The 16,779-nt window shown below is 68.9% G+C and carries 8 protein-coding genes and 1 tRNA gene; 3 read left to right on the top strand and 6 right to left on the bottom strand.

Translation table 11 applies throughout. From position 1 onward, the window contains the following. Positions 1–63: 63 nt before the first annotated feature. The 5 genes from RAB70_RS06850 to RAB70_RS06830 all read right to left on the bottom strand — a co-directional run bounded on the left by RAB70_RS06850 (position 64) and on the right by RAB70_RS06830 (position 9,556). Positions 64–139, bottom strand: a tRNA-Ile gene (locus tag RAB70_RS06850). A gap of 239 nt (positions 140–378) precedes the next feature. Then, on the bottom strand, positions 379–744 hold the full coding sequence (locus RAB70_RS06845) for a hypothetical protein (RefSeq protein WP_225851708.1): 366 nt from the start codon (positions 742–744) through the stop codon (positions 379–381). 120 nt (positions 745–864) lie between these two features. Then, entirely contained in the window at positions 865–3,048 is a 2,184-nt protein-coding gene (gene glgB / locus RAB70_RS06840) for a 1,4-alpha-glucan branching protein GlgB (RefSeq protein ID WP_148829824.1), read from the bottom strand. Further along, positions 3,045–6,398 carry a maltose alpha-D-glucosyltransferase gene (treS, locus tag RAB70_RS06835; RefSeq protein ID WP_148829823.1) on the bottom strand — a complete coding sequence of 1,118 codons (3,354 nt, stop codon included), beginning with the start codon at positions 6,396–6,398 and terminating at the stop codon, positions 3,045–3,047. The genes glgB and treS overlap by 4 nt, the downstream gene beginning before the upstream one ends. Then, positions 6,395–9,556: a maltotransferase domain-containing protein gene (locus RAB70_RS06830; protein WP_148829822.1), complete on the bottom strand. Its 3,162-nt coding sequence runs from the start codon at positions 9,554–9,556 to the stop codon at positions 6,395–6,397. Before RAB70_RS06830 ends, treS begins: the two co-directional genes overlap by 4 nt. A 1,001-nt stretch (positions 9,557–10,557) precedes the next feature. Here RAB70_RS06830 and RAB70_RS06825 point away from each other — a divergent pair. Next, positions 10,558–11,580, top strand: a complete 1,023-nt coding sequence (locus tag RAB70_RS06825; RefSeq protein ID WP_148829423.1) for an IS5 family transposase — start codon at positions 10,558–10,560, stop codon at positions 11,578–11,580. A gap of 318 nt (positions 11,581–11,898) precedes the next feature. On the opposite strand, the gene RAB70_RS06820 is transcribed toward RAB70_RS06825, so the two are convergent. Further along, positions 11,899–14,250 carry a GH92 family glycosyl hydrolase gene (locus RAB70_RS06820; RefSeq protein WP_148829384.1) on the bottom strand — a complete coding sequence of 784 codons (2,352 nt, stop codon included), beginning with the start codon at positions 14,248–14,250 and terminating at the stop codon, positions 11,899–11,901. 131 nt (positions 14,251–14,381) lie between these two features. Here RAB70_RS06820 and RAB70_RS06815 point away from each other — a divergent pair, with 131 nt between their 5' ends. Both RAB70_RS06815 and RAB70_RS06810 read left to right on the top strand, forming a co-directional pair. After that, positions 14,382–15,431: a LacI family DNA-binding transcriptional regulator gene (locus tag RAB70_RS06815; protein WP_148829385.1), complete on the top strand. Its 1,050-nt coding sequence runs from the start codon at positions 14,382–14,384 to the stop codon at positions 15,429–15,431. Further along, positions 15,428–16,732, top strand: a complete 1,305-nt coding sequence (locus RAB70_RS06810) for a sugar MFS transporter (protein ID WP_148829386.1) — start codon at positions 15,428–15,430, stop codon at positions 16,730–16,732. The genes RAB70_RS06815 and RAB70_RS06810 overlap by 4 nt, the downstream gene beginning before the upstream one ends. Positions 16,733–16,779 lie beyond the last annotated feature (47 nt).

The raw sequence follows: 16,779 nt of genomic DNA, 5'->3' as shown, positions 1-16,779 counted from the left end.
GCTCACTTCCAACGTCCGCTCATCTTGAAAAGCAGACAGCATGCAATTGCCTTTGCATGCTGATGGTGGGCCCACCAGGATTCGAACCTGGAACCAAAGGATTATGAGTCCTCTGCTCTAACCGTTGAGCTATAGGCCCGGATGCGTCCGGAGCGGGCGGGCGATGCGTCGGCCGCCGGCTTGGCGCCTCTGGCGTACTCGCTGGGGAGGCGCCGAAGCAGCGTGAGTTTACAGTTCGACGTGGCGCGCTGTCTTCCCGGGACGGGAGCGTCGGGGCTCCCACGCAGCTTACCCCTACGCGTGAAAACGGTAGCGGGCCGTGCTGACGCCCATCAGCAGGGGCCGCAACCTTCCGCAAGCCACAAACAGCGAGCGCCGCTACTGGCCCCCAATGCCAGAGAACATGCTCGCGACGCAAGCAGCGACCTGCTGCGCCTGCCCCTCCGGCACAATGATCTTCACGACTTTACTGCCGGTCCAGTGGAACACGTGGTCATCCAGCAGTTCGATGGCGAGTACGTTCCCGTTGAACGCGTATCTCGCCCGCCTGGTCGCGAATCCATGGATCTGGTCGTCCACCTCGATGTAGAGGCACCCGGGATCCTCGATCTCGTCCCGGCAGAGCCCGATGTTGTACGGCAGGCCGGCATGCTCTTGGTCGATCAGGAAGCCCAGCGAAAAGTAGCCGTCGTCGCTTTCCTGGTTGTCGACGTCCACTCGCAGCGACTTCAGGATGTCATCCACGCGCCCTCCCATGCGTCCCCTGCCCCGCCAAGTGGTGCGAGCCGGCACCAGGATAGCGTGTGCCCGCGACACCATGGCCGCGCACGTCCACGCCGTACCGCATACGATCAACTGCGACTCCTAGTCCTCCACTCCCAGCACCAGCACCGCCAGCGGCGGGATGGTCAACGCCAGCGACGCCGGATGGCCATGCGCGCCGACGTTCTCGGCGCGCACGCTGCCGCCGTTGCCGGTGTTGCTGCCGCCGTAGATCTCGCTGTCGGAGTTGAGCAGTTCGCGCCAGCGGCCGGCGCGGGGCACGCCGATGCGGTAGCCGTGGTGCACCTGCGGGGTGAGGTTGGCCACCACCAGCAGCGGGGTGTCGCCGCTGCGGGCCTTGCGCAGGTAGGCGAACAGGCTGTTGCCGGCGTCGTCGCCGATGACCCAGGCGAAGCCTTCCGGCTCGTCGTCGCGGGCGTGCAGTGCGGGGTGTTCGGCGTAGAGGCGGTTGAGGTCGCGGACCAGGCGTTGGATGCCGCGGTGGTTGGGTTGGTCGAGCAGGTGCCAGGGCAGCGCGGCGTCGTGGTTCCACTCGGTGGGCTGGGCGATTTCGCAGCCCATGAACAGCAGTTTGCGCCCGGGGTGGGTGTACATGTAGCCGAGGTAGGCGCGCAGGTTGGCGAAGCGCTGCCAGTCGTCGCCGGGCATGCGGCCAAGCAGGGAGCGCTTGCCGTGCACCACTTCGTCGTGGGAGATGGGCAGCATGAAGCGCTCGGAATACGCGTAGACCATACTGAAGGTCATCTCGCCATGGTGGTAGCGGCGGTAGATCGGGTCCAGTTCGATGTAGTGCAGGCTGTCGTGCATCCAGCCCATGTTCCACTTGTAATTGAAGCCCAAGCCGCCATGGGCGAGGTCGGCGGTGACGCCGGGCCAGGCAGTGGATTCTTCGGCGATGGTCATGGCGCCGGGTGCCTGCTCGGCCACCACCTGGTTGAGCCGGCGCAGGAAGGCGATGCTCTCGTAGTTCTCGCGGCCCCCATGGATGTTGGGCACCCACTCGCCGGCGTTGCGGCTGTAGTCGCGGTAGAGCATGGAGGCGACCGCGTCCACGCGCAGGCCGTCGACGTGGTAGCGCTGCAGGAACTCCAGCGCGCTGGCGATCAGGAAGCCGGAAACTTCGCGACGGCCGTGGTTGTAAATGAGGGTGTTCCAGTCGCGGTGGAAGCCTTCGCGCGGGTCGGCGTGTTCGTATAGGGCGGTGCCGTCGAAGTGGGCCAGGCCGTGCGCGTCGGTGGGGAAATGCGCCGGCACCCAGTCGACGATGACGCCGATGTCCTCGCGGTGGCAGCGGTCGACGAAGCGGGCGAAGCCGTCCGGGCTGCCGAAGCGGGCGGTGGGCGCGAACAGGCCCAGCGGCTGGTAGCCCCAGGAGCCGCCGAACGGATGCTCGGTGACCGGCAGCAGTTCGATGTGGGTGAAGCCCATGTCGGCCACGTAGGGAATCAACCGCTCGGCCAGTGCGTCCCAGTCGAGCATGCTGCCGTCGGCGGCGTGCATCCACGAGCCGGCGTGCACTTCGTACACGCTGATCGGCGCCTGCGGGGCGTGGCGGCGCGCGCGGGTGGCCATCCAGGCGTCGTCGCGCCATTGGAACGGCGCGGGGTCGGCGACGATGGAGGCGGTGCCGGGCGCCAGTTCGGCCTGGCGCGCGACCGGGTCGGCCTTGGCCGGCAGTTCTTCGCCGCGCGGGCCGCGCAACGCGAATTTGTAGCGGGCACCGGGAACGACGCCTGGCACGAACAGCTCCCACACGCCGGCCTGGTGGCGCAGGCGCATCGGGTGGCGGCGCGCGTCCCAGCTGTTGAAGTCGCCGATCACCGCCACGCGCGAGGCGTTGGGCGCCCACACCGCGAAGCGGGTGCCGCGTTCGCCGTCGACCTCGACCACGTTGGCGCCCAGCGCATCGGCCAGGTGCAGGTGATGGCCTTCGGCGATCAGGTGCAGGTCGAAGTCGCTGAGCTGCGGGCCGAACGCGTAGGCGTCGGCGGTGTCCTGCTCGCCGCCGGACCAGCGGATGCGCAGGCGGTAGCGCCCTTCGCCCGGCAGTTCGGCATGGAAGAAGCCTTCCGGTCCCTGCTGCAGCGGCACCTCGCTGCCGTCCTCCAGCACTGCCAGCACCGCATCGGCGCCCGGCTGGTAGCTGCGCAGCACCCGCGCCTCGCCGAGGCGATGCGCGCCCAGCACGGCGAACGGGTCGCCGTGGCGGGCGTTGGCGAAGGCGCGTTGCGTCGCGTCGTCCCAGACGTGGACGGCATCACTCATCGAATCGACTCCTGGGGCGCGGGAAAGCGGTCGAGTATGCGCAACAGTCCCTGTATGGGCACCATGATCCATGCCGGGCGGTTGGCGGCCTCGTAGCGAATTTCGTAGCAGGCCTTCTCGATCAGGAACAGCAAGGTGGTAGCCTCGAACGCGGCCGGCGCCACCCACGGGTGCGGGCTGGCGTCGAGCACGGTGCGGTAGGCGGCCAGGAAGGCGGCGCTGGCGCGGCTGCGGAACGCGGCCAGGTATTGCTCCTGCGCGGTGTCCAGGCCGGCGCCGACGCGTGCGGCAGTGCCCTCCTCGCCGCGCGCGGAGACCTCGCTGGCGTAGTCCAGCGAGCGCAGGAAGCCGGCCACGTCGTGCAACGGGCTGGCCTTGGCGCGGCGTTCGTCCAGCGACTTGGCCGGCTCGCCTTCGAAGTCGATCAACACCACGTCGTCGAACGCGACCAGGATCTGGCCGAGGTGGAAATCGCCATGCACGCGAGTCAGCAGCGCACCGGACAACAGCGACGGCGCCTGCCGCAGCCAGGCATCCAGGCGCGCGCGTTCGGCCAGCAGGCTGTCCACCGCGGCGTGTTCGGCCGGGTCGTCGTTGGCGTCGCGATGCGCGATGAGCGTGTCCCACATCGCCTGCACTTCGTGCACCACGCCGTCCACCACCTGCTGCGCGGCGGCCGCGTCCACTGGCTGCGGCGCGAAGGCCGGCGCATCGGTGGGCTGCGCCAGTACCGCGTGCAGCTCGGCCAGGCGCCGGCCGACCAGCGCGGCGAAGGCGTCGTAGCCGGCCACGCTCTCCAGCCGCGCCGCCTCGTCCTGGGCGGCATCGTATTCCTCGGCGCCGCGTGCGAGATGATCCAGGGTCCAGCGCCAGGCATCGCCCTGGTTGCGCACGAAGCCCTGCAGCAGGGCCAGCGTGGTCTCGCTGCCGTCGGCCTCGACACGGGCGACATGGCCCAGCAGCGGCGCGGCGTTGGCGTAGCCCAGCGCAGTGAGGCGCTCGCCGATCTCGATCTCCGGATTGATGCCGGCCGACACGCGGCGCAGCAGCTTGAACACCGCCGCGTCGCCGACGATCAGCGAGCTGTTGCTCTGCTCCGCCGACAGCCAGCGGATTTCCGGATCGGCGGGAATGTCCACGCGCTGCAGCGCCGGTGTCGGGCAGAAGCGGATGCGCTCGGTGCCGGCTTCATTGCCGGCCTCGCCATCCACACGCAACTCCGCCTTGTCGCGCAACGCGGCGAGCATGCTCAGGGTGAAGGGCTTCAGTGCGAAGGCATCGGTCAGGTAGCCGACCTCGCGGCCGTGACGCACGCGCGCCAGCGCCAGTTGTTCGGCCAATACGCTCGGCTGCTCGCGCTCCCAGACGATGCCCAGCGGCAGGATGTAGCGCTCGTGCGCGCCATCGTCCAGCTCCGCCTCGATCTCCAGCAGGGTCAGGCCGTCACCACCGGACAGCGGCGTGCGCCGGGCGATGCGCACGCTGCGCAGCGCGCGGTCCTTGGCGGCGAACCAGCGCCGCGTGGACAGCCACGCCGGCAGGATGTCGCGCTCCAGCGTCGGCAGGTGCGGTTGCAGGCCGGCACTGTCGACCGTACTGCGCAGCACCAGCGTCTGGTAATCCGGCAGCGGCACCGGCGCCGGCACGTGCCAGTCCGGCAGCGTGGCGTTGCCGACCAGTTGGAAGGCGTAGAAGCCGAACGCCGGCACGGTGAGCAGGTAGGTCAGGCGCCCGATCGGCGGGAAGCTGCCGCCGCCGAGGATGTCCACCGGCACCCGGCCCTCGAACTCGGACAGGTCCAGCTCCACCGCCTGCAGCGTGTGCGAGAGGTTGGCCACGCACAGCACGGTCTCGTCCTCGTGGCAGCGCAGGTAGGCGAGCAGGCGGCGGTTGCCCGGATACAGGAAGCGCAGGGCGCCGCGGCCGAAGGCGCGGTAGCGCTTGCGCACCGACAGCACGCGGCGGGTCCAGGTCAGCAACGAGTACTGGTCGCGCTGCTGCGCCTCCACGTTGACCGCCTGGAAGCCGTACAGCGGGTCCATGATCGGCGGCAGCACCAGCGCGGCTGGATCGGCGCGCGAGAAGCCGCCATTGCGGTCGATCGACCATTGCATCGGTGTGCGCACGCCGTCGCGGTCGCCGAGATGGATGTTGTCGCCCATGCCGATCTCATCGCCGTAGTACAGCACCGGCGTGCCGGGCATGGTCAGCAGCAGCGAGGTCATCAGTTCGATGCGGCGGCGGTCGCGCTCCAGCAGCGGCGCCAGGCGCCGGCGGATGCCGAGGTTGATGCGCGCGCGGCGATCCGCGGCGTAGGTCTGCCACAGGTAATCGCGCTCGGAGTCGGTGACCATCTCCAGGGTCAACTCGTCGTGGTTGCGCAGGAAGATCGCCCACTGGCAACTCTCCGGGATCTCCGGGGTCTGGCGCATGATGTCGGTGATCGGGAAGCGGTCCTCGCGCGCGATCGCCATGTACATGCGCGGCATCAGCGGGAAGTGGAACGCCATGTGGCATTCGTCGGCGTTCTCGCCGAAGTACTGCTGGGTGTCTTCCGGCCACATATTGGCCTCGGCCAGCAGCATGCGGTCGGGGTATTCGGCATCGAGCGTGGCGCGGATGCGGCGCAGGATGGCGTGGGTCTCGGGCAGGTTCTCGTTGGAGGTGCCCTCGCGCTCGATCAGGTACGGCACCGCGTCCAGGCGCAGGCCGTCCACGCCTAGGTCCAGCCAGAAGCGCATCACTTCCAGTACGGCTTCCATGACCGCCGGGTTGTCGAAGTTCAGGTCCGGCTGGTGCGAGTAGAAGCGGTGCCAGAAGTATTGGCCGGCTTCCGGGTCCCAGGTCCAGTTGGACTTTTCGGTGTCGCAGAAGATGATGCGGGTGCCGGCGTAGTCCTGGTCGCTGTCGGACCACACGTAGAACGCGCGCTCCGGCGAGCCGGCCGGGGCCATGCGCGCACGCTGGAACCAGGGATGCTGGTCGGAGGTGTGGTTGATCACCAGTTCGGTGACGATGCGGATGCCGCGCGCGTGCGCCTGCTCCACGAAGCGCTGGAAGTCGGCGATGCTGCCGTAGTCCGGATGCACCGCCATGTACTCGGCGATGTCGTAGCCGTCGTCGCGGCGCGGGCTGGGGTAGAACGGCAGCAGCCAGATCGTGTCCACGCCGAGGTCGGCGATGTAGTCGAGCTTGGAGATCAGGCCGGGGAAGTCGCCGATACCGTCGTCGTTGGAGTCGAAGAACGACTTGACGTGCACCTGGTAGATGATCGCGTCCTTGTACCAGCGCGCATCGCCGGCCGGGGCGCGCGGCTCGAGTTGGGGAGACGACGGCGCGGCGACATTCATGCAGGGACTCCGGCGCGGATGCGCCACAGAGAGAACGGCCGCGACGGATCGAGGCGGATGTGTTGGGTCTTGCCGTACCAAGTGAAGTCGTGGCCGTCCCACAGGTCGCGCACGGCGACGCTGGCGTGGTCGGGCAGGCCCAGTTCCCACAGCGGCACTTCGATCTGCGCGTTCTGCGCCGCATGCGGATCCAGGCTCACCGCCACCAGCACCAGGCTGCGCCCGCGCGCCAGGTGCGCTTCATCGAGGAACTTGCCGAAGTACAGCACCTGCTCGTTGTGCGCGACGTAGAAGCGCGTGCCCAGGTGCGACTGCAGTTCCGGATGCTGGCGGCGCAGCAGGTTGAGGCGGGTGATCTCCTCGACGATGTCGCCCGGCGCGCGCTCGGGCCACACCCGCAACTGGTACTTCTCCGAGTCGAGGTATTCCTCCTTGCCCGGCAACGGCGTGGCCTCGCACAGCTCGAAGCCCTGGTACATGCCCCACAGCCCGGACAGCGTGGTCGCCAGCGCGGCGCGGATCAGGTGCCCGCTGCGCCCACTGTGCTGCAGGAACAGCGGATTGATGTCCGGCGTGTTGACGAAGAAGTGCGGGCGGAAGCACTCGCTGGGCGCGCCGCTGTTGAGCTCCTCGATGTAGGCCTGCAGCTCGGCCTTGTGCTGGCGCCAGGTGAAATAGGTGTAGGACTGCGAGAAGCCGACCTTGGCCAGCCGGTACATCGGCTTGGGCCGGGTGAAGGCCTCGGACAGGAACACCACCTGCGGATGGCGCCCGCGCACTTCGGCGATCAGCCATTCCCAGAACGGGAACGGCTTGGTGTGCGGGTTGTCGACGCGGAACAGGGTGACGCCCTCGTTGACCCAGAACAGCACCGCATCGCGCAGCGCGTTCCACAGCGCCGGCACCGCGCCGCTGGCGTAGAAGTCGACGTTGACGATGTCCTGGTACTTCTTCGGCGGGTTCTCCGCATACGGGATGGAGCCGTCGGCGCGCCAGGTGAACCAGTCGGGGTGGTCGCGCAGCCAGGGATGGTCCGGCGCGCACTGGATGGCGAAATCCAGGGCCAGTTCCAGGCCGTGCGCGGCCGCGGCGGCACGCAGGCGGCGAAAACCGTCGAGCCCGCCCAGCTCGGGATGCACCTCGGTATGCCCACCCTCGGCCGAGCCGATCGCATACGGGCTGCCGGGTTCGCCCGGCTCGGCGGTCACCGCGTTGTTGCGGCCTTTGCGGTTCTTCTCGCCGATGGGGTGGATCGGCGGCATGTACAGCACGTCGAAGCCCATCGCCTGAATGTGCGGCAGCCGCGCGATCACGTCGTCGAAGGTGCCGTGGCGCTGCGGATCGCCGCTCTGCGAGCGCGGGAACAGTTCGTACCAGCTGGCGAAGTGCGCGGCGCGGCGTTCGGCCTCGACCCGGAAGGTCATCGGGTATTCGGTGCGGAACGGCTTGGCGTCGGCGCGCGCCATCGCGTCGGCGGTGTCGGGTTCGAGCAGCAGCTGCGCCTTCTCGGCCAGGTCGTCGGTGCGGGCGATGCGGGTGGCGATGGCCTTCAACCGCGTGGCGAGCGCGCCGCGGCTACGCCCTCGCGCCGCTTCGACCTGGGCCAGCGCCTCCTGCACATCCACCGACAGCAAGGTGCCGGCGGCGCGCTTCTTTTCCAGGTCGGCGTGGGTGGTGGCGTAGACGTCGCGCCAGGCTTCGATGCGGAACTCGTAGCGGCCCAGGCGCTGCAGCGGGAACTCGCCGCGCCAGCGGTCGTTGCCGAGCGCGCGCATCGGCGCGCTCGACCAGGTACGCGCATCGGCGGCGCGCCACAGCAAGGCAACGGCGATGCGGTCGTGGCCGTCGCAGAACGCATCGGCTTCCACGCACACGCGATCGCCGACCGTGCGTTTGACCGGGAAGCGCCCGTCATCCACCGACGGCGTCACCGCCTCGATGCACACCCGCGCCTCGCCGGCGGCGACCTCGGCCGGGGTGCGTGCGCGCGCCGCGGTCAGCACCGGGCGCGCCGGCAGGCTGCGATAGATGCGCACCTCGCCCGCTTCCAGGGTGCCGCCCTGCTCGCCCTGGATCGGCTCGCCATGGTCGCTGAGCAGACCCTCGCTGTCGCCGAGCAGGCGCAGCAACGCCGGCCCGGGCACCGGCAGCAGGTGGTCGCGGTCGCTGTTGAGCAGCACCAGCCATGGCGCGACGTCCAGCGGTTCCACCGCCACCGCGGTGAGCGCGCCGTCGCGCAGCAGCGGGCGCAGGCGCAGCGACGTGGTGGCGTCGGGCAGCGATTCTGCCGGCGTGGACGCATCCCCCTCGGATATGCCGTGCTGCGCAGGCACGGGCTGCCCGTATTCTGTCGATGTGTCCTGCGCGCCGATCGCCCAGGCCCCACCAAAGGCAGCCGCCAGGCGCTGCCGCTGCGCGCGCGGCAAGGGCAGTGGCGTATCCGAGGCCGTCTCGGCATCGACGGTGGCGACCACGCAGCGCGCCAGCGCACGCAGGGCGCTGTCCTCGTCGAAGAACCAGTCGCCACGACCGTCCCACCAGGCCAGCGAGGAGAACGCGGCATCGAAGCCGGCACCGGCCAGGCCGCGCAAGGCGTCCAAGCCCAAGCCGGGCGTCCACGCCAGCAGCCGCGCCTGCGGCGCCTGTGCGTGGACCCCGTCGATCAGCGTGCGCCACAACGGCGCCGGAATGCGCTCTGGCTGCAGCACGCGGAAGCCGGCCACGCCGCTGCGCAGCCAGTCGACCAGACGCGCACTCCACCACTGCGCCAATCCCGCCCCTTCTTCGGCGGAGGCGAAGCGGCCCACCGCAATATCCGGCGCGGCACGTTCGGCGCGCGGATCCGGCAGCGCCGAGCTGCGTGCGCGGAACCAGTGCGGATGTTCCTGCAGCAGACGGCTGCCGCCACCGATCTCGTCGATGCGCAGGTCCAGCAGCACGCGCAGGCCGTGCTGTTCGGCCCGCTGCAGCCAGTGGTGCAACTGTGTCTGGCCCGCCGCGTCGTCGGCTGCGGGGTCGTGCAGACGGCCCTGCGCATCCTGTGCGAACGGATTGGGCAAGACGATGTGATCGCAGCCCTGTGCCTGTGCCGCCGCCATGGCCGCGTCCAGCGCGGCCGCATCGTGAGGAGGAGAGAGAGACAGCAGGCAGACATGCATTCGGAAGATCCCGTTCGACGAATGAGAAGGACACGTCGCCTCTGCGCGCCGTTGCCGGCAGCGCGGACTGCGCCGTCGCATGGCAAGGGCGTCGGAACGGGATGCGCCTGCACGCGGTCGCGCTTCCAGAGATGGCGACGGCGCCGGCGCACCCGGTCCGCGCGATGCGATGCAGCCGCGCTACAAGACCACGAACGCCGCAAATGGAATGTGTGGATGACATTAAATGCGCGTGCATGTGATGCGACGCGCTGTGACAGGGTGTGGCGGCGCACGCTGCGCGACGCCATACGCAATGCAGGTCATGCCGAATTCACGCGATGCTGACGCTCGCGCTTGCGTCGCGCACGAGGCCGTAGTGCGGCGCAGAGGCCTCGGCCGTCTTCCAGGTGCAGACTCACGTCGGCGCGGCTTCAACGCATCTACGAACTTACTGCCACCACACTCCATCCGGATGCCGCTGGCCCCTGGAACCCAACTGTCATGACGCCGCGACGCGCGAAGTGATGTGCTTTCCGATGCCGCAATGCGTCGGGACTGAAGTCCCTCCCACAGTGCACCCGACAGACTCGCCGTAAGCCCTTGTGGGAGCGACTTCAGTCGCGACGAGTGAAGCCATCCAATGACCGATTGCTACAGCAGTCGGGACTGAAGTCCCTCCCACTGTGCACCGGGCAGGCGCACCGTAAGCCCCTGTGGGAGCGACTTCAGTCGCGACGAGTGAAGCCATCCAATGACCGACTGCGACAGCAGTCGGGCCTGAAGCCCCTCTCACAATGCACCCGGCAGGCTCGCCGTAAACCCACGCGGGGATCAACTGTCATGCCGCCGCGACGCTAGAAGTGATGTGCTTTCCGATGGCGCAATGCGTCGGGACTGAAGTCCCTCCCACTGTGCACCCGGCAGGCGCACCGCAAGCCCCTGTGGGAGCGACTTCAGGGCACCTCTAAAAACCCCGCCTTTGGCATCATTGGTCTGGAGAACACGCCGAGGACGCCACGATGATCAGCCTGTTTGCCGGCCACGAACGCGAAGCCAAGCGGCAGCAGATCGGCGATCCTCTGGCTCTGCTGTCACGGCATATCGACTTTGCCGGGATTGCTCACGTCGTAGACGCGAAGCTGTCCTTGGGTACTGGCAAGCGCGGTGGCCGTCCGGCTTGGCCGACGCAGGTGATGATCAAGCTGCTGCTGTTGCAGCAGTTGTACAACCTCTCCGACGATGCGCTGGAGTACCAGGTGCTGGATCGGCGCAGCTTCCAGCAATTCCTCGGACTGGAACACAGCGGCAAGGTGCCCGACGCCAAGACGATCTGGGTGTGGCGCGAACGGCTCAAGACCAAGGATCTGATGGGCGACATCAGCGCGGCGATCGGTGAGCAATTGCAACGTGCCGGGTTCATTGCCCGCGGCGGTCAGATCATCGACGCCAGCATCGTCAGCGCTCCGATCCAGCGCAACACGCGCGAAGAGAACGCGCAGATCAAGCAGGGCGATGACGTCGGCCAGGACTGGAGCGATGCCAAGCGTGCGCAGAAGGATATGCAGGCACGTTGGACCAGGAAGCATGGGGTGGCGTTCTACGGCTACAAGCTGCACGCCAGCACGGACCGTCGCTGGGGCTTCATCCGCCGCTACGACGTGAGCGCGGCCAACGTGCACGACAGCCGTCACTTCGAGCAGGTGCTGGACCCGGACAACACCGGCCGCACGGTATGGGCCGATAGCGGGTATGCCGATGCAGCGCGGGAAGCAGACCTGAAAAGGCGTGGTTACCGCCCCGCGATCCAACATCAAGGGCATGCGCGCAAGCCCTTGAGCGAGGCAGCAAAGCGCCGGAACCGTCGAATTGCCAAGGATCGGGTGTTCGGCGAGCACCCGTTTGCGCGCTTGGCCCAACAAGGCGGCAAGTTCGTACGCTGCATCGGCTTGGCGCGGGCAAAGGTGGTGATCGGGCTGAAGGTCGCCAGCCATAACGTGATGCGGCTGGCACGGCTACAGGAGCGGGCCATGGCGCCAGCGTGATCGGCTGAGGTAGCCCAGCGGCCACCTCAGCCTCCCAACCACCACGATCAGGCGCCGCTCTGGTGCCGTTGCGACAGATGCTACCCCTGGCTCCAGGTCGTGGCAGGTTGTTCGAGGTGCCCTTCAGTCGCGACGAGTGAAGCCATCCAATGACCGATTGCTACAGCAGTCGGGACTGAAGTCCCTCCCACTGTGCACCCGGCAGGCGCACCGCAAGCCCCAGTGGGGCGGCTTCAGCCGACAGAGCTCGACCGGGAATGCCACGTCGCGACGGAAGCCGCTTTTAAGGAACATCTCCCGAAATAGGTGGAGCGCCCTTCACTCGCTCATCGAATAGGCGCGCTCGGCGCCGGCCGCCGCCCACGCGGTGTTGGGCGTAGCCTGCAGGGTGAAGCGCAGTTCGCCGCCGGCCATGAGTTCCTCGTGGCGCAGGAACGCGCGGTTCAGCGGCCGCCCGTTGAGGGTGACGCTGCCGACATAGGGATGCGCGTCGTCCAGGCCGTCGGCGATCACCGTGAAGCGCTTGCCGTTGGGCAGCGCCAGGGTGGCGCGCGGCAGGAACGGGCGGCCGAGGATGTACTGGTTGCTGGCCGGCGCCACCGGGTAGAAGCCCAGCGCGGTGAACACGTACCAGGCCGACATCTGCCCCATGTCGTCGTTGCCGGCCAGGCCGTCCGGGCGCGCCGCGTACTGGCTGCGCATGATCTGCTGCAGCCGCGCCTGGGTGCGCCACGGCTGCCCGGCGTAGGCATACAGATAGGCGACGTGGTGGCTGGGCTCGTTGCCGTGCGCATACCAGCCGATCAGGCCGGTGATGTCCTCCATGTGCGCGAACACCTTGGGATCGACCTTGGCGTCGAACACCTGATCCAGCCGCGCCAGCAGTTTGTCGTCGCCACCGTGCGCACGGGCCAGGCCGGCCACGTCCTGCGGCACGTACCAGGAGTACTGCCAGGCGTTGCCTTCGGTGTAGTCGGTGCCGTAGCCGCTGGCGTCCGGATCGAACGGTGTGCGGAAGGCGCCGTCGCGCTTGCGCGCGCGCATGAAGCCGGTGTCGGGGTCGAAGGCGTTGCGCCAGTTGCCGGCGCGCTTGGCGAAGGCGGCGGCGACCTCGCTGCGGCCCATCTCCTTGGCCATGCGCGCGATGGTCCAGTCGTCGAAGGCGTATTCCAGGGTCTTGGAGGCGGCCTCGCCTTCCTCGTCGATCGGCACGTAGCCCAGTTCGCGGTACTGGGCGATGCCGTCGTAGGGGCCGTAGTTGGCGCTGGCCACCATGGCCTTGAGCGCGGCGTCGGTGTCGTAGCCGCGGATGCCCTTCATGTATGCGTCGGCGATCACCGGCACCGCGTGGTAGCCGATCATGCACCAGGTCTCCAGGCCGTGGAACGCCCACACCGGCAGCACACCGTAGGGGCTTTCGCGCTGGTGCGCGAGCAGCGAGTTGACGATGTCGTTGGTGCGTTGCGGCGGCTGCACGATGGTCAGCAGCGGATGCAGCGCGCGGTAGGTGTCCCACAGCGAGAACGTCGAATAGTGGGTGTAGCCCTGCGCCTGGTGCACGGCGTTGTCCGGCCCGCGATAGCGGCCGTCGCTGTCCATGAACAGAGTCGGGCCGAGCAGGCTGTGGTACAGCGCGGTGTAGAACTGGGTGCGTTGCGCGGGCGGCGCGTCCACCTCCACCGCGCCCAGCGCCTGCGCCCATTGCGCGCGTGCCGCGCGGCGCACGCCGTCGAAATCCCAGCCCGGCACGTCGGCGTCGAGATTGGCGATGGCGCTGTCCTCGCTGACCGGCGAGATCGCCACCTTGACCAGCAGCGGCCCGCGCAGGGCGTCGCCGAAGTCGAACGATCCCACCAGTTGCCGGCCTTCGATCTGCGCGCGCTGGGTGGGGTCGTTGTCGCCCGGCGGCGGAAAGCCCTTGTAGGGAATGTCCTGCTCGGTGTTGTGGAAGGCGTGGCCGCGCAGCGGCTGCGAGAAGCGCAGGGCGAAGTACAGCTGCCGCCCCGGCGCCCAGCCGCGGGTCTCGCGAAAGCCGGTGACGGTGCCGTCGGCGCGCAGGCGCAGCCGCGACCAGCTGATCTTGCCCGGGTAGTCGTACAGGCTGGTACGCAGGTCCAGCAGCACGTGCGCCGGCTGGCCGGCCGGGTAGGTGTAGCGGTGCACGCCGACGCGGGCGCTGGCGGTGAGTTCGGCGCGCACTTTGTAGTCATCCAGGGTCACCGCGTAGTAGCCCGGCTCGGCGCGCTCGTCGTCGTGGCGAAAGCGCGCGCTGTAGCCGCTGCCGGGTGTGTCCGGGTCGCCACGCTCCAGGCGCACCGCACCGCTGATCGGCATCAGCAGCACGTCGCCCAGGTCGGAGTGGCCGGTGCCGGAGAAGTGCGTATGCGAGAAGCCGACCAGGCTGCGGTCGTCGTAGCGGTAGCCGGCCGCCCAGCCGTAGGCGTCCTTGCGCGGCTGGATGCGCGTGTCCGGGCTCAACTGGACCATGCCGAACGGCACCGTGGCGCCAGGATAGGTGTGGCCCTCGCCGCCGGTGCCGATGAAGGGGTCCACCGCGGCCACCGCACGTTCGCCGGCATCACCGCCCGCCGCTGCGACGGCGGATGCGATCGGCCACAGCGCGGCAAGCAGCAGCGCGGCAACGCCGCCCAGCGTCCTCGAGCTGCGCATGGCAGGCTCCCCGTATCGAATCGATCCAAACGGATAGCACAAAGCCACCGCAATGCCTTGCTGCACTGCAAAATGCGGATCGGATCACGACGGCGCAGGATGAGCGACCTTTTGAACCGGTCTAATCCGCCGTGGCGCCGTCTCCCGCCGACAAACGCGTCACCGTGTCCGACATCGCCGCCGCCTGCGGCGTGTCGCGGGCGACCGTGTCGCTGGTGCTGCGCAACAGCCCGCTGGTGCATGCGGACACGCGCGCGCGGGTGGCGGCGGAGATCGCCCGCCAGGGCTATGTCTACCACCGCGGCGCGGCCAGCCTGCGCGGCCGCGCGTCCAATGCGGTGGCGCTGGTGGTCAACGACCTGGCCAATCCGTTCTTCGCCGAGTTCGCTGGCGGCGTGGACGCGGCGCTGGCCGAGGCCGGCTACGTGATGCTGATGGGCAGCACCGGCGAATCGCCGGAGCGCCAGCAGACCGTGCTGGCCTCGCTGATCGAGCACCACCCGGCGGCGATGATCCTCTCGCCCACCGAGAACACCGACGCGGCGCGGTTGCGCCAGTTGCTGGGGCCGCGCCTGCCGGTGCTGCTGTTCAACCGCGCGCTGGACGGCGACTGGCCGCTGCTGGTGCTGGACAACCGCCGCGGCGCGCGCATGGCCACCGAACACCTGCTGGCGCAGGGCCACCGCGCCATCGCCTTCTTCGGCGGCCACCGCCAGTCCAGTTCCTGCGCCGAGCGCCGTGCCGGCTACCGCGAGGCGCTGGCCGCCGCCGGCATCGCGGTCGACCCGACGTGGCTGATCGAATGCGCGCCGACCCGGCTGGAAGCCGCGCGCCAGGCCGGCGCGCTGTGCGCGCGCGACCCGCTGCCGACCGCGCTGGTCTGCTACAACGACGTGGTCGCGCTGGGCCTGGCCAGCGGCCTGGCCGAACGTGGCCGCATCGCCGGCCGCGACTACGCACTGATCGGCTTCGACGACATTCCCGAGGCCGCCGTCGCCACCCCGCCGCTGTCCACCGTCGCCGTCGCCCCGCGCGAGCGCGGCATGCAGGCCGCGCGCCTGGTGCTGGACGCACTGCGCCACCGCCAGGCCCTGCCTGCGCTTACCATCGCCCCCGCCCGGCTGTGCCTGCGCGCCAGCAGCCGGGTCGCCCTCTCGCCCGTTCCCGGAGTCGCTGCATGAGCCGTCGCCCGCTGTCCAACACCGCCGCCATCGCGGTGGTCAGCATGATCTTCTTCACCTGGGGCGGCCTGACCAGCCTCAACGACGTGTTGATCCCGCATCTGAAAGCCGTGTTCCAGATGAACTACGCGCAGTCGATGCTCATCCAGTTCACTTTCTTCGGCGCCTACTTCCTGATGTCGGTGCCGGCCGGCGCGGTGGTGTCGCGGGTCGGCTACAAGGCCAGCATCGTCATCGGCCTGGTGGTAGCTGCGATCGGCGCGGCGATGTTCTACCCGGCCGCGCGCCTGCCCTCCTATCCGCTGTTCCTGACCGCGCTGTTCGTGCTGGCCAGCGGCATCACCCTGCTGCAGGTGGCGGCCAATCCGTACATCAGCCTGATCGGCGCGCCGGAGAAGGCGCCGAGCCGGCTCAACTTCGCCCAGGCGCTGAACTCGCTGGGCACCACCGTGTTCCCGTGGCTGATCGGCCCGCTGATCCTGGCCGGCGCGGTGCTCGGCGCCGACCAGCTGGCGGCGATGAATCCCGAGCAGTTGTCCGCCTATCGCATCGAGCAGGCGCGCTCGGTGGAAATCCCCTACCTGATGCTGGCCGGCGGCCTGCTGTTGCTGGCGGTGTTCGTGCTGGTGATGCGGGTGCCGTCGCTGCGCGAGGACAACGATGCCAGCACCGAATCGCATCACAGCTTCGCCGACGCGCTGCGCCACCCGCACCTGCTGTGGGGCGTGGTGGCGATCTTCATGTACGTGGGCGCGGAAGTGTCGATCGGCAGCTTCCTGATCAATTACATCTCCGGCCCCACCACCGGCGGCCTGACCGAAGCCGCTGCCAGCCACTACCTGCCGTTCTACTGGGGCGGCGCGATGGTCGGCCGCTTTGCCGGCGCGGCGCTGCTGCAGTTCGTCCCGGCCCGCAAGCTGCTGGCGACCTTCGCCGGTATCGCCTCGCTGCTGCTGATCGCCACCATGCTCAGCACCGGCCACGTGGCGATGTGGAGCGTGATCGCGATCGGCCTGTTCAACTCGATCATGTTCCCGACCATCTTCACCGTGGCCATCGAGCGCCTGGGCGTACTCACCAGCAAGGCCTCCAGCCTGCTGATCATGGGCATCGTCGGTGGCGCCCTGGTGCCGCTGGCGCAGGGCGCGCTGGCCGACGCCATCGGCATCCAGCATGCCTTCGTGATCCCGCTGCTGTGCTACGCCTACATCGTCTGGTACGGCCTGCGCGGTTCGCGCCTGTCGGCGGAGCTGGCGGCGACCGCACCCACCGCCGCGCCGACCGCGCGCGTGATGCACTGATCCGCTGATCCGTTCCCGGCACGGCGGCGCACACGCTGCCGCCGTGC

The organism is Xanthomonas sontii (assembly GCF_040529055.1).
GTDB lineage: Bacteria > Pseudomonadota > Gammaproteobacteria > Xanthomonadales > Xanthomonadaceae > Xanthomonas_A > Xanthomonas_A sontii.
This window is presented reverse-complemented; position numbering and strand designations above follow the sequence as displayed.

Bases quoted from the DNA above. Each gene is read 5' to 3' on its own strand.
- glgB (WP_148829824.1), bottom strand. From the start codon at position 3,048: ATGAGTGATGCCGTCCACGTCTGGGACGACGCGACGCAACGCGCCTTC.
- treS (WP_148829823.1), bottom strand. From the start codon at position 6,398: ATGAATGTCGCCGCGCCGTCGTCTCCCCAACTCGAGCCGCGCGCCCCG.
- RAB70_RS06830 (WP_148829822.1), bottom strand. From the start codon at position 9,556: ATGCATGTCTGCCTGCTGTCTCTCTCTCCTCCTCACGATGCGGCCGCG.
- RAB70_RS06825 (WP_148829423.1), top strand. From the start codon at position 10,558: ATGATCAGCCTGTTTGCCGGCCACGAACGCGAAGCCAAGCGGCAGCAG.
- RAB70_RS06820 (WP_148829384.1), bottom strand. From the start codon at position 14,250: ATGCGCAGCTCGAGGACGCTGGGCGGCGTTGCCGCGCTGCTGCTTGCC.
- RAB70_RS06810 (WP_148829386.1), top strand. From the start codon at position 15,428: ATGAGCCGTCGCCCGCTGTCCAACACCGCCGCCATCGCGGTGGTCAGC.